Here is a 13,737-nt window from a genome sequence, read left to right on the forward strand (position 1 = left end):
AGGTCGAATTCTATAAACTTGAATCTAAATCTATTTTGTTTGAAGTCGATTTTTTTTATTAGTTTAAATAGCATCCAGATACCTCAGGGGTTTCAGAGCATATTTAATAGTTTTTCTGAAACTGACGGTAATAAATAATCACTATGGGAATTGGAACAACAAATTTTGATTCTTTAGCTAAGCTAACTCAATTGGCTAAAGGAGTATATGAATCAAATTCTGATAATGATCCGATTCAAATTATGGATATTTCAAATATTGCTGTAAAGCAGATCTTCAAAACACTAGAAGATCTGAAAGTTGACTATATGATAATCGGCGGTTTGGCTACTGTATTTTATGGTCATATTCGAACTACTAAAGATCTTGATATATGGATGAAGGAAGTTCCTGCGAATATATCAATTTTGGTCAATGCATTGAAAATATCTAATATCCCTTTTATTGATAGTTATCTCAATGTTAAATTGATATCTGGAAGGTCAATTCTAACAATTGGGAAAGATAAAGAAATTGTTGTTAATTTTATGGAGTACATCAAAGCTTATAAAAATGAAGATTTTTTGAAATGTTATAAAAGAGCAACACGTTCAAGGTTCCAGGATATACAACTTACGATTATCAGCTTAAAAGACTTAATTTGGGAAAAAGAGCACTTTGGAAGATATAAGGATCTTTATGATGTTAAACAATTAAGAAAGTTTAAAGATGAAGGATAAAAACGAAACAAGGAAAATCTATTATATTGATCCTTTTGAAGATTCTATAGATGAAGAAGTTAAATTAGCAGCTCAGTCAACAATGGAGGAAAATCTAGTCCGGTTTTTTGAGGTTATGACTGCACAATTAGCGATGCAGGGAATTAATTATAGAACTCACCCAGTAGAACGAACTATCTTTTATATTAATGAAGAAAATTCCAAATAATACTTTTCCTGAACATTTTAAGGACTTTATACTATGCCTCAACAGAAATAAAGTTGAGTATTTGCTTATAGGGGGATATGCAATGGGTGCCTATGGACATATTCGAGGGACAGGAGATCTTGATATTTTTTTAAATGCTACTCAAGAAAATAGCAAAAAGATGATCAATGCTTGTATTGATTATGGTATTTCAGAAGATTCTTTATCTGATGAAATGTTTCAAGTACCAAAAATGGTAGGAATAGGAACACCTCCTTTGCGAATCGAAATTTTAAAACATCTCAATTCTGTAGACTTTAGATATGCATATCAAAGATGTATAAAGAAAAAAGTAGATGGAGTTGATATCAATGTAGTGAGCTTAGATGATTTGATTTTATTAAAAAAGGCTGCAAGAAGAGACCGAAATTTATCAAGAGACAAAGAAGATCTGACCTTTTTAGAAAAACTAAAAAAATATATGGAAAAGAATAAAAATGGAGGAATGAATTTGTAATTGACTTCGTGTTGTTTGACATATTTTGTCATTTCGTTAAGCTAAATTCATCTTATGAGTATTCTTAACTACAAATTGGTTGAATCAAGAACCATTGATGAAGTTCTAGATATTAATTCTGGAAAAAAGATTGACGTAAGTCTTATACTTAAAGGTGAAGATCAAAGACATCAATTAAGAGAAAAACTTCAAAAGGCATTTATTAATAAAGATCCCTGGCTCGTTTGTCCGTATTGTAAACAACCTCTAAATCTACTTGCAAGTGAAAGTAATAAGAAAATTGTCCATTTTGGACACTTTAAGAGTTCCAATATAGACTGTTATTTGAAGTCATCAAATAATTTCACTAAGAAGGAGATAGAAAGAATAAAATATAATGGTGTAAAAGAGGGCGAGAAGCATATTGAATTAAAAACTAAGCTTTACAATATCCTGAAGAAGCAAAAGAATGTTTCGAATTTAGAGTTAGAAAAAGTATATAGAGATAAGGAAACATCTAAAAGGTGGAAAAGACCAGATGTTCAGTGTCAATTATTAATAAAATCCGAGAGGCTACATATCGCTTTTGAGTTACAGCTATCAACGACATTTTTAAGTGTTATCGTTGATCGACAGGAATTTTACAAAAAAAACCAGGTCTTTATCTTTTGGGTATTTCATTCATTTAATAAAATATATAATGATCGAGCTTTTACTAAAAGTGATGTTTTTTATAACAATGGAGAAAATGCATTTATCTTAAATGAAGAAGCAATTAAAAAATCGAATCAAGAAAATGAACTCTATCTGACATGTGTCTTTAAAAAACACATTGTGGAGAATGGGGATTATAAAGGCGAATGGAAGGAAAAATTAATAAATGTATCAAAACTGAAATTTGATCATTCAACTTACAAGGTTTATTATAGAAATATAACAAAGGAGAAAAAAAGAATTGAAAAGTCTGAATTATATCAAAGACTTCTTAAAACGGGTGGATTGGACGAAATAGCTATGATTATAAAAGATAACCCATTAGAGAAAGAAGATATAAATATATTACAAGACCTATATTCTTACCATATTAATGATAGGGAATGCATTAGTCAAGATGAGTGGGAATTAAACATAGTTTGGGCTCTTATTTTGAGCAAACTGAATCAATATGAAATAGAACAAGTATTAAGAAAAGGTGCTAATAATAGACAAGAACTTAAAACCATTCTTTTCCAAGTATTGGGGCTTCAATTAAATAAGGTATTATATAGAAGATACAAAAATTTAAAACAAGATTTAGATTCAGTCATTAGAGGAAGACCACAATACTTTGAGATTTATTTAAAAGCTTTCCAAAAGCATCACCCAGAACTGTTTAAAGAAAAGAAAATAAAAGACCAAATACTAAAATTCAGGAAGTCTAAAAACACACCACAAATAACATTATATAACGATATAATTGGTAAATTTTTTTAGTATTCTCTCTTAGTAGATTATTGAAGTTTTAATAAAAATTAATGTGAAGAAAATAATCCACCAGGGCGGTGGATTATAAAATAGAGAGTGAGGTTCTTCATTCAACCAAAACAAAGAACCTAGATTTATCAACTATGAATATTCAATAATACATCAATGACTATAACTATGCAATAAATAAACGTTTAAGTCACATATAAACTAAATTAGAAGATATTAAATGATTAAATGAAAATTTTTATGCCAAGTTACAATGAAGAAATAAAAAATACCGGTTTTATATTAGAGCATAGTATTAATGTGATTCTTCAAAACCATGATTGGACTATTATTAATAATAAATACTATGAGGATGATTTGCAAAATACTGTTAGAGAAATAGATATTTTAGCTTACAAGGTTCAATTAGTAGATGATATAAGAATCTATACAACTTTATTAATAAGTTGTAAGAAGAATAGTGAAAATGCATGGGTTCTTGTTTCAAGGGAAGTAAATCTAAACAATCCAAATTTTAATTGGAATCCTCTTCATATCCGGACAAATGATTCCGCTATTAAGGATTTAATTAATAAAGAGAAGGATATAAATAAGGATTATTATGAATTTTTAAGTAAAGAAAATTCAATTGATATTATGGACACTCCAAAAAATGATGTCTTTGCTTTTCAAGAAATGAGTAAAAGGAATGGAGCCCCTAAAAATGATAAAAATATTTTTACCTCAATTACATCGTTAATGAAGGCTCAAGCATATGAAATAGATAGAAAAAGAGTTACTCATTCAGATAAGGCAGTATATCAGTTTAATTTAATTTCTATTATTGATTCAGATCTAATCAGGCTTAATATGTTAGATGATAAAACAATTACACAAGAAGAAATTGAATCAGAACAAATAGTTACTCAATATATAATTCGTAGAAAAGAGGATTTTTACCGCATACAATTCATCAAGGCTGATGTATTTGAAAAATACCTGAAAAAATATGATAGAATACATGAAGCTAATTTAAGGTTTTTTAAAAATAACCGCGATAATTTTTTTGTGGATATTTTAAAAAATGACAGGAAAGTTGAACTATTAAAACCTGAGTTTTTGGAAGAAATATTAGATCCGTTATACGAAGCCAGTTCATATAGTGTTTCAAAAGAAAGTGTTAGTAAATATTTAGAATTGATTTGGGACATTGATGGGGAAATTGTCAGGATTTACTTGAATGAAGAGCAAAAAATAATTGATAGATTAAATGACTCTGATTCTTTTTGTATAAAGACTAAAGAAGCTTTAAATAAGATTTATAGATATGATGGAGGATTTATCTATAGTAGTGATAATTTACCTTTTTAGAAGGAGTATATTCATTTTCAATTCGCAACGCCTTTAGTTTTTTCGCATCTTCTATGATAAATCACATCACTGCAAAGCCCTAAATAATTCGGCATATACCTTTTTGTCCAGCGGATCATCTTGAATCTTATTTAACAAATGAGTAACAGCCATTTCTTTTACCTGGATAAACGATTTTCCCATAACTAAAAAAGGTCTTGAAGGATCATGTGTCGTGGGAGGACCATAAAGCTCAGTATATAATGGTGACTTTCGCTTTTTGAATAACTGATATTGATATTCATTTTCTCCATTTATTCGGATCTCTACCCGATGTTTTTGACTGCCTATCGTGATATAATAAAATAGGATATCATCATTATCATCCATAAAAGGTTTACACTCTTTATGAATATACTTTGATACTTTTTCTGAATACTTTCGCAGCCGATGGACAAAGTTCACATCATCATCGGTCAAATATTCGACACATTGACTACCTACAATCATGTGACCCCAAGCAGGATGATAAATGTGATGCTCATACTGGATAGCATGCCCACACCCCGGTCGTTCACAAGTCCCCTCCGGGTGTAGAAGGTTTTCAACAGCAAGTAAATGCCATCCTGAAGATGGAGGAGTTATACCGTGAGCCTGTGCATGGCATCCTTTACAAAGGGTGATGCAATCACTCATAGGAGATTCCCAGGGAAGTTTTCCTGGCTCATAGTTTGTATGATGGGCTTGAAGAACAACTTCTTCGGATGTCCTTCCACATTCAGTACATTGATAACCATCTCTTTTTTTTACCTTATTAGCAAAAGCATATCATTCAGGTCTACGATATAGATTTTTAGTTTTATCCATATATACTGATCTTAACGGATTCAGTTAATTTTAATTCCATCAATATCTATATTGCATTAACTACTTTGAATTCATTATTTTCCTGAACAATGATATATTGATCTTCATACTGGAGCACAAACTCACCATCATCTGCTTTCAAAAGATCCATTATTGAAGTAGCTTGGTTAAACAACACTCCCATTAAAAACCTGTTTTTAACTAAAAAATTATGAAAATCCAAAGATCGTTTTTCCCCTTCTTTATATATTCCATCTTCTGCTTTTTGATAAACAATAATAGTGTATCCGGTTCCTTCCAACTTCCTAAACACTAAACCAACATTCCCATATTTTTTAAGTAAGGACTTCAAGTAGGGCTTAAATTCAGCCTCAGATATTAATGAGCTCTTTTTAACCATATCTCAAATATAAAAATCAATAGCCAATTTGCCTTTTCTTATCTTTTTCGATGGCGTTTTTTCTTTTGCCCTCTTTAGTATTTACTATTGTAATTTTAGCATATACTACTGTTATTTAGCATCATCTTTTGTAATTGACACCTGAGCCTGGAGGGCCTACCATCAATACATTATGACCACCGGCTGCAGCTATTTCCATTCCTCGCTTGATATTCTCCTGACCCTGAACATCAGAGAAGTCCACTTCATATTCATTGTTATTACTGAAGAATAGTTCACTGGCAATGGTTGTCAGCGGTGTGATTCTCTCAATACCTTCGATATGATCAATAGCCTGTTTTAGCGATTGGATGGGTAAGACATCAATTCCATCGACGATTGAAGCTTCATGAGAATTGGCTTCGGGTAGCATAAAGTACTTAAAACCTTCCTTCTTTGCCTGAATACAAATTGGTAGAGCTCCTTTAATTGGCCGTAGAGAACCGTCGAGGGCCAGTTCACCCATGATCAGGTATTTTTCTAGGTTGTCGGCCATGATCTGATCAGATGACTTCAGGATGCCCATGGCAATTGGCAGGTCGTACGCAGAACCTTCCTTGCGGATATCGGCAGGAGCCAGATTTACCACAGTACGCTTTCTGGGGAAGTAATATCCATTATATTTTAAGGCTGCTTCGACGCGTTGTTCACTTTCTTTGACAGCATTATCGGGCAGTCCAACCATAAAAAACTTATTTCCCTTCATCACTGAAGTTTCGATGGTAATAGTAACAGCTTCCACGCCATGAACGGCACTGCCATAACATCTTGATAGCATGTATTATCGTTTTGGTTGATAGTTAATTCCTAAGTAACTGCTAATTAACAGGAAAAAACTCAAATTAAAAAACGTAAACGGTTAGGGGTATGGTTGAACAAGCGAATATTTTTAATCTCCAGAATAAAAGGGGAGGAGATAAAATGATTTATAATTGGGTTTTGTATTAATAAGAAAGAGTATTGGTTTGCTATGTGCTTTAGGTGAATTTACAAAACTAAAGGTTTAGATTTTATAAATACTTCCAATATTACATTTGATATGGTTCACCCAAATACTCATAAAAGAGGTCAAGGTTATTGGATATCAGTTGATTCAAGGAATTTAAATAAGTTAATAGATTTATTGGAAAGAAAAATTGAAATTAAATCAATTAGATTGCCTAAAATTTAATTAGAAAGTAAATGCCGATGAGAAATATTATATTTTTACTCGCTTTTTTATTCTTCAACAACTGTCATTCTCAAAATCTCAATAAAAAATTGATGAATTGTCGAGAAAGTAAAATAGAATCACGTGGATTGGTTGGTTTTGAAGATAAAATTTATCAATTCGAAAAAAAACTTTTTAATAATTATAATAGGAATTATTTAGAAAAGGAAGACTACTTAAAAATACTGAATGAAATCAATAAGGCTTTAGATGATGATATTGTGCTTGAAGTCAGGAACATTCATAATGAAGTTATGGTTTTATCTCAAGAATTACTTTATGACTGCCCGGAAGAAGTTTTAATAAAGAATAAAGCGTCATTAAAATCTTCATTACATTATCAATGGTCATGCAGTGGAGAATTATTTAGTGAAGGCTTTAGTAAGGAATCTGTTACTTGGCTTATTGAAGGAACTAAATCAAGTGATTTTAAATATGCAGAATATAGGTTCGCTATAATTTATTCAATGATAAATTATATTGGTTTACATGTAATCAATTAAATCCCCCACTCGGGCATGTTGCTTTTTCAGCAAAACGCATAAGGCTTAATTGTCTGAACCAGGATTTATAGGATTAAAGGATGTTAGGATAAGAACCCAAAAGCCTCTGCTTGCTCAGGGGCTTTAATTGATTATTAAATTTCAGAATGTATCATTGCTTTAGAATGACCGGGTCACAGACTCTATTTATCATAAAAAAGTTTGAAGTTGTCCTGCGACACTCCAGACAGCAGGGGGAATGTGTATGTGATAAGCCTTGAGTTGCCTGAAAAGAGCCAAATAGTAGGGTAATTAAATCAAGGTTTTTATTTAAAGTGCTTAAATCGTATTATTATGGATTAAAGAGCAATTTTTTGGAATACATGAAAAAAATTAGAATAATAATATCATTCATTGTTTTGTTAGGTAGTTGTCAATGTGATGATATTTTTCCGGAGCCAAATACTGGTTTGCCTCCAATATCTGATACAGGTGAAAATTTTATCGCCTTTATGTTGAATGAAGAAGTTTTCTACGTGAATGGGACTAATTTTATATCAGATTATCGAATGGATGGAAGGCCTTATTATTTAATGATTTTTTCGAAAGAAGACTTTAATCGCAGACATGTAAAACAATATTTCACTATGCAATTTTATAATGATATAAGTCAGGGCGATTCGATCTTATTAATTAATAACCAAGATATAGAAATAGAATTTAACAATGCCTATCCATTACCTGATGTTATTTATTATAATGAAAACATTGTTGATGGTTATGTTAAATTCTCAAAAGTTGATCATGAATCGACTATTATATCCGGCACTTTTGAAATGACTTTAGAAAAGGATGGATATGAAAACCTTGAAATTACTGAAGGGCGTTTTGATTTTAAATACTGATGAAGGACTCCATTCGGAGTGTTGCCTTTTCAGCGAAACGCATAAGACTAAATTGTCTGAATCAGGATTTATAGGATTAAAGGATGTTAGGATAAGAAACCAAAAGCCTCTACCAGCTCAGGGGCTTTTTTTGATCATTAAATTTCACAATGTATCATTGCTTTAGAATGACCGGGTCACAGACTCTGTAAATCATAAAAAAGTTTGAAGTTTTACTACGAAACACTCCAGACAATAGGGAATTCACAACATTCAAAAAGAGTTAGGAATCAGTATAAGAACCTATTACAGGTATATTGATTGGGCTTTAGAGGATGAAAAAAAATAAGGTTTGTTTAACAGAATTATAATATAAAACTATGAATAAATGTAAATGGGAATCCAAGGTTGATAGTAATCAATCTTGTAAAAGAAACCCTTATGGTGATAGTGATTATTGTTTATACCATAAACCTGATAAAACAGAAACAGAAAGCGAACTTTTTTGGAAAATTATTAACTGGGATACTTATTCAAGATTGAATCCTGAGGAGATTCGAAGATCATTTGAGTTAAGGGAAAATGATCCTTTACTAAATATTATCAATGAAAAATTGAAAATATGTGAACTGAGTAACTTCTCAGAAAAAGAGCAAAATAGAAGCGATTTTGAATCTTACAAAAATACTGTGCTTCAAGAAAAAAAGAACAGTAATATATGGGTATCTATTTCTAGTTTATTTGACTTTCGAGGGTTTGTCTTTCCACCGACACATGAAAAAATTTTCAAATACCAATACCCGATTTTTACTAATAGTTTTGGAAGGATGGATTTTACAGAGGCAATTTTTAAAGGAGTAATATTTTTTGATAATTATACCTTTATAGGTAATACATCTTTTAATAATTGTGTGTTTAAACATGAAGTGCGTTTTTACAGGGCTAAATTTTTAAGACGAGCCTCTTTTATTAATGTTACCTTTTCAAATTCGTCTGGAGAATCAGGAATTTTTAATGAAACGCTTTTTAATGGTAATGAAGTGATTTTTGAAAATATTGAAAATCAAAAACTTGATTTTAAATGAATGTTATTTGGGAATTATACGAATTTCACACTTAATAATATGAATTTCGGAAAAAGCTTTGGTGTTGCTTCATTCGGTGAAGATGCATATAGAATTGCCAAAATTCAAAGTAATAGAATTGGAGATTTCGATAAAAGTGCTGACTATTATTATCTTGAGAAATGCTTTAGAGGATATCAAATTTTACCCTATCCTTATTTTTGGAATAAACATGAAAAAGGAATTAAAAAATTTCAGTTCTTTGACTACCTTTTTTTTCAAGATAAAGCATATAAAAATATTTTCCCTAAAATAATGGACTTAATTTTCAAGTATTCTATTGGATATGGCGAAAAGCCAAGTTATGCTATCAGATCTTTATTATTATTAATTGTTGGATTTGCTTTTATGTACATGTTTTCTGGAATTGAGGTACAATCTAAAATTTCTGAAACAAAAATAATTAACTATAATTTTTACTTTGGCAATGACCTTTTCTCTTTTAGTCATTGGATACAAGTTTTTAAGGATTTTGGAACATCACTCTATTTTAGTATTGTTACATGTACAACATTTGGTCATGTTGAAGCTTTTCCAACAACCCTAGGAACTAAAATTATTTCAAGTATTCAAATGTTTTTAGGAATCACTTTATTCGGAGCATGGACAGCTACTTTATTACGAAAATTTATGAAATAACAATGCTTAAACCAGACCATAAACTGAATTTTATAGAGAAGCGTCATTTTAATCTAGGCGATAAAAATGAGCGTTTTACAATAGAAATATTTCAAGCAGAAGGAAGAGAATTATACTGTGTAAGATATTGGAGAGATAAAATCAACTCTATTGAATATAGATCTATTGCTCAAATAGTTACTGACGATACAGAAAGCAATCAACCTCAAACAAAATTATTTTCTGGATTGAGTTTAGATGAAATATTTGAGGAATCTATTGAATGGATTGAAATAAATATTTTAGATAAGAACTAAAAAATTATCATTAAACAAGAATTAGATAAGAGAAATTATGAATAAAGTTATAATTAGAAAACAAGGAACTATTAGGCAGTTATTTATATTTATTTTTATGATTGGGCTAAATATTTTATCATGTACAAATGAAAAAGAGGATACAAACGGAAAAGAAAACATTAACGTTCAACAAAATATTAATCCTCAAAATGAAGACGAAATATTTCAGCAATTCAAAAGTCTATATTTTGAATTATTAGAATTTAAGGATGATGAAAAATTTAAAAAATATGGTTTTAGTAAAGGAGGACCTTATAATAAATGGTTAACTAAAGTCGAAGAAATAGAAAGTAACCCTGACTCAAAGCTACTAATGAAAAAAGGTATATTAATTGGGGAGTTAAAAACTTTAGGAATGACATATGCAAATTCAAAAGGCGAGGAAACTCAAGTAACTAAAAGTTTTAATGAAATGTTTTCAAATGCCATTAATGAGAATCCAAAGTAATATTAATAAACTTAATCAAATTAAGAAATGAATTATTATTATGAATAAAACGTATGGAATATTCGCAATCAACAACGATGGGTCATTGAACCAGGTATTTATGAACGAAGAATTTATAAATGAAAAACAGGCAGAATTTCATTTAAGCTTTAACCGTGATGTGTACCTCAATATTAATGCTTTTGTAATAGTAAAGGTTTTGGTTTAAAATAACTAGGATAATAATTCACGCTTTCAAAAAATCATTGTGGCACTTTCAGAAACAGATATAATGATAAAAGAAATTAATAAGATTGATTTTGAATGACTAACATATTTACATGAAAGACTATAATCTTAGCGGACTTATACCTGTTAATAAATATCCATACAAAAGAACATATAGACCGTTATACCATAAAGGTCAGTATATAAACACCGTCAATTATGTGAAAGATCCCTTGTATGCTGTAAACCCACAGAACTACATTAGACCTTTTTTACTCATTCAAAAGGATCTTAAAAATTTATTTGACTTTATAGAACCTGGAGAAAAGAATAGAAAAACTTATTCTTTCAGAATCCATGAATTGTTAGTAAGAACTTGTATTGAAGTAGAAGCTAATTGTAAAGCGATTTTATTAGAAAATGGCTTCAATAAAGACCGCCTAAATATTTTGGACTATTCCAAAATAGAAGTTTCACATCATTTATCTAGTTATGAAGTTCATTTACCCTTTTGGCATGGTGAAAGAGAAATCAGACGCCCCTATTTAAATTGGGCATCAGGAAAGCCTTTAAAATGGTATCAAGATTACAACGATTTAAAACATAACCGAATTACTACTTTTGAAAAAGCTAACTTGAATAACCTTATTGATGCTATATGTGGATTAGTTGTAATTTTATCTGCTCAGTTTTATACTGAAGATTTTATTCAAAAAGAACCGTTGTTAAGCATTAATATAGGAGGAGATGAAGATCTTTTTAAATCAGCTATTGGTTCATATTTTAGAGTAAAATTTCCTAATGATTGGGATTTAGAAGATACATATGATTTTGATGATAGTATTGATTCACTAAAACGATTTGAAAAGTTCAATTATTCAAAAATAGAAAACCAACAAAAACATAAAAAAGGCTAGCGTTTTAAAAATAAATAGCTGACAATAAAGTGATTATATAACAAAGCCCCGATAGGGTGCGTTACTTTTTCTGCAAAACGTATACGACTAACCTGTCTGAGCCAGGATTTATAGGATTAAAGGATGTTAGGATAAGAAACCAAAAGCCTCCGCTGACTCAGGGGCTTTATTTGATTATTAATTTCAGAATGTATCATTGCTTTAGTTTGATCGGGTCACAGACTCTGTATATCATAAAAAAGTTTGAAATTAATTGTCCTTTGGACACTTCAGACATCAGTGGGTATATCGATAGCAGGCTTGTTTCTATGAAAGTATACTCAACTTTTTACTCAAAATTAATCGTGCCTTGCACCTTTAAAAATTCTGAATAAATGTAGTATAAATGGAAATATAGCATCCATTGATTCTTTTGCTCCGTTGGTGGAACCAGGTATAGCCATTATCAGGCTTTTGCCATAGGTGCCCACAATACTTCTGGAAAGCATTGCATAAGGCATCCGGTTTTGCCCGTAATTTCTAATAGCTTCTTCAACTCCCGGGATTTTTCTATCAAGTAAAGGTTCTAAAGCCTCTGGTGTCACATCACGTTTTGATAAGCCTGTCCCTCCAGTAAAAATTATCAGGTCTGCACCATCATTCTGGTAAATTTTCGCTTTATCCTGAATCAGGTCTGATTCATCAGGAATAATTGTATAGTCCATTATCGAAACCTCACACTCTTCTAATTTTTTGATAATGGCTTTACCCGCTGTGTCTTCTTTTTTGCCAGCAGAAATTGCATCGGAACAGACGATAACCGCAGCTTTAAGGTCTTTTCTGAAATTATCTACATAATCTGATTTCCCACCTTTTTTATTGAGCAATTTAATATTATGAATTTCAACGCCCTTATCAATGGGTTTAAGCATGTCATACATGTTTAATGCTACGACACTGGCTCCGTGCATTGCTTCAACTTCAACACCTGTTTTGTAAATGGTTTTTACGGTAAACAGGATGGTAATTTCCAATCCATTGATTTCATACTCGATCCCGGCAAATTCAATAGGGATTGGGTGACAATCAGGAAGTAGTTCCGGGGTCTTTTTCACACCAAGTAATCCTGCTGCTTTGCTTATTTCAAATACATCACCTTTGGGAACCGTATTGTTATTAATGGAGTCGATAGTCTCTTGCTTACTCACTTTAACAATTGCCTGTGCTGTTGCAATCCTTAGGGTATTGATTTTATTTGTGATGTCGATCATGATTTAATTTACTGCCTGTTATTGATGGGGTTTGTCTAAAAAATGCTTTCCATGAAACTGGTGTAATAGATTTTATTTAATCAGGTTTTGCCATTCTTCACTTGTATTCACATTGGTCACCTTGTTCCAGTCTTTTTTGCTTAGTGTGAGGGTTTTTACGCTTAATTTTCCAAGGGCAAATTGTACCCGACGTTCTCCATTTTGTAGCAAATCTAAAAATACTGGTGCACATTTCTTTTTGTAAAGTGCTACCAAAGGCATTATTTGGCCATTAGCTTCTAGTTGTATAACATCAGCACTATTTGTGATATTATCAACCAAAATTTTAAGCAGATTTGTCGTTATTAGAGGAACATCACAACTTAGAACCAGGTTATATTCAGTTTTAGAATGATATAATCCGGTATAAATGCCTGCCAGTGGGCCAGCAGGCAAAATATCAGAAACGCATTTCAAGTTGAACAGTTGATGTTCTTTATGATTGCTTACCAGTATAATTTCATTTGTTATAGGTTTGAGAGCATCTAATATATGAGTCAAAAATGATTTTCCGTTTAGTTGCATCAATGCTTTGTCTGTTCCCATCCTTGTGCTGTTGCCTCCAGCCAGAATTATTCCGGTTATATCGCTTTTGATGACCATGATATATTTTAAAATGTTTCGGATTAAATAAAGAAACCCTCCTGAGCTATCTCAAGTATTAGATTAGAGTTTTATTAGGATCAAAT

18 protein-coding genes are annotated in these 13,737 nt (G+C 31.0%); 13 read left to right on the forward strand and 5 right to left on the reverse strand.

Annotated elements, in window-relative coordinates; translation table 11 throughout:
- The first annotated feature begins 143 nt into the window (after window positions 1–143).
- The 5 genes from HH304_RS18135 (at window position 144) to HH304_RS18155 (ending at window position 4,225) form a co-directional block, all read left to right on the forward strand.
- Window positions 144–719 carry a nucleotidyltransferase gene (locus HH304_RS18135; protein ID WP_169684697.1) on the forward strand — a complete coding sequence of 192 codons (576 nt, stop codon included), beginning with the start codon at window positions 144–146 and terminating at the stop codon, window positions 717–719.
- Entirely contained in the window at window positions 709–927 is a 219-nt protein-coding gene (locus tag HH304_RS18140) for a hypothetical protein (protein WP_169684698.1), read from the forward strand. The genes HH304_RS18135 and HH304_RS18140 overlap by 11 nt, the downstream gene beginning before the upstream one ends.
- Window positions 908–1,423 carry a nucleotidyltransferase gene (locus HH304_RS18145; RefSeq protein ID WP_169684699.1) on the forward strand — a complete coding sequence of 172 codons (516 nt, stop codon included), beginning with the start codon at window positions 908–910 and terminating at the stop codon, window positions 1,421–1,423. The genes HH304_RS18140 and HH304_RS18145 overlap by 20 nt, the downstream gene beginning before the upstream one ends.
- A gap of 54 nt (window positions 1,424–1,477) precedes the next feature.
- Window positions 1,478–2,875, forward strand: a complete 1,398-nt coding sequence (locus tag HH304_RS18150) for a DUF6035 family protein (protein ID WP_169684700.1) — start codon at window positions 1,478–1,480, stop codon at window positions 2,873–2,875.
- 240 nt (window positions 2,876–3,115) lie between these two features.
- A complete protein-coding gene (locus tag HH304_RS18155; protein WP_169684701.1) occupies window positions 3,116–4,225 on the forward strand; it encodes a hypothetical protein in 1,110 nt (369 codons plus the stop codon).
- A 66-nt stretch (window positions 4,226–4,291) separates the two neighbouring features.
- Here HH304_RS18155 and HH304_RS18160 read toward each other — a convergent pair whose 3' ends face one another.
- The 3 genes from HH304_RS18160 to HH304_RS18170 all read right to left on the reverse strand — a co-directional run bounded on the left by HH304_RS18160 (window position 4,292) and on the right by HH304_RS18170 (window position 6,288).
- Complete coding sequence (locus tag HH304_RS18160) at window positions 4,292–4,900, reverse strand: hypothetical protein (RefSeq protein WP_169684702.1); 609 nt, start codon at window positions 4,898–4,900, stop codon at window positions 4,292–4,294.
- A gap of 217 nt (window positions 4,901–5,117) precedes the next feature.
- Window positions 5,118–5,471, reverse strand: coding sequence for a hypothetical protein (locus HH304_RS18165; protein WP_169684703.1), 354 nt, complete (start codon window positions 5,469–5,471; stop codon window positions 5,118–5,120).
- 121 nt (window positions 5,472–5,592) lie between these two features.
- On the reverse strand, window positions 5,593–6,288 hold the full coding sequence (locus tag HH304_RS18170) for a magnesium chelatase domain-containing protein (protein WP_169684704.1): 696 nt from the start codon (window positions 6,286–6,288) through the stop codon (window positions 5,593–5,595).
- A gap of 485 nt (window positions 6,289–6,773) precedes the next feature.
- Between HH304_RS18170 and HH304_RS18175 the strand changes: the two genes are divergently transcribed.
- From HH304_RS18175 to HH304_RS18210, 8 genes are all read left to right on the forward strand, one after another.
- On the forward strand, window positions 6,774–7,223 hold the full coding sequence (locus tag HH304_RS18175; RefSeq protein ID WP_169684705.1) for a hypothetical protein: 450 nt from the start codon (window positions 6,774–6,776) through the stop codon (window positions 7,221–7,223).
- Between the two features lie 362 nt (window positions 7,224–7,585).
- Window positions 7,586–8,107 (forward strand): hypothetical protein, encoded by a 522-nt coding sequence (locus tag HH304_RS18180; RefSeq protein WP_169684706.1) that lies wholly within the window; start codon window positions 7,586–7,588, stop codon window positions 8,105–8,107.
- Between the two features lie 359 nt (window positions 8,108–8,466).
- Window positions 8,467–9,171: a pentapeptide repeat-containing protein gene (locus tag HH304_RS18185; protein WP_169684707.1), complete on the forward strand. Its 705-nt coding sequence runs from the start codon at window positions 8,467–8,469 to the stop codon at window positions 9,169–9,171.
- Between the two features lie 39 nt (window positions 9,172–9,210).
- Window positions 9,211–9,849: a potassium channel family protein gene (locus tag HH304_RS18190; RefSeq protein WP_169684708.1), complete on the forward strand. Its 639-nt coding sequence runs from the start codon at window positions 9,211–9,213 to the stop codon at window positions 9,847–9,849.
- 2 nt (window positions 9,850–9,851) lie between these two features.
- Window positions 9,852–10,145, forward strand: a complete 294-nt coding sequence (locus tag HH304_RS18195; protein WP_169684709.1) for a hypothetical protein — start codon at window positions 9,852–9,854, stop codon at window positions 10,143–10,145.
- Between the two features lie 37 nt (window positions 10,146–10,182).
- Window positions 10,183–10,635: a hypothetical protein gene (locus tag HH304_RS18200; protein WP_169684710.1), complete on the forward strand. Its 453-nt coding sequence runs from the start codon at window positions 10,183–10,185 to the stop codon at window positions 10,633–10,635.
- A 40-nt stretch (window positions 10,636–10,675) separates the two neighbouring features.
- Window positions 10,676–10,843: a hypothetical protein gene (locus HH304_RS18205; RefSeq protein ID WP_169684711.1), complete on the forward strand. Its 168-nt coding sequence runs from the start codon at window positions 10,676–10,678 to the stop codon at window positions 10,841–10,843.
- A 112-nt stretch (window positions 10,844–10,955) separates the two neighbouring features.
- Window positions 10,956–11,759: a hypothetical protein gene (locus tag HH304_RS18210; protein WP_169684712.1), complete on the forward strand. Its 804-nt coding sequence runs from the start codon at window positions 10,956–10,958 to the stop codon at window positions 11,757–11,759.
- 338 nt (window positions 11,760–12,097) lie between these two features.
- On the opposite strand, the gene moaCB is transcribed toward HH304_RS18210, so the two are convergent.
- Together moaCB and mobA are read right to left on the reverse strand one after the other, a co-directional pair.
- A complete protein-coding gene (gene moaCB, locus HH304_RS18215; protein ID WP_169684713.1) occupies window positions 12,098–13,009 on the reverse strand; it encodes a bifunctional molybdenum cofactor biosynthesis protein MoaC/MoaB in 912 nt (303 codons plus the stop codon).
- Window positions 13,010–13,081: 72 nt separating this feature from the next.
- On the reverse strand, window positions 13,082–13,651 hold the full coding sequence (gene mobA / locus HH304_RS18220) for a molybdenum cofactor guanylyltransferase (RefSeq protein ID WP_169684714.1): 570 nt from the start codon (window positions 13,649–13,651) through the stop codon (window positions 13,082–13,084).
- Between the last annotated feature and the right edge of the window lie 86 nt (window positions 13,652–13,737).

Source organism: Marinigracilibium pacificum, assembly GCF_012926615.1.
In the GTDB taxonomy this organism is placed as follows: Bacteria; Bacteroidota; Bacteroidia; order Cytophagales; family Cyclobacteriaceae; genus Mangrovivirga; species Mangrovivirga pacifica.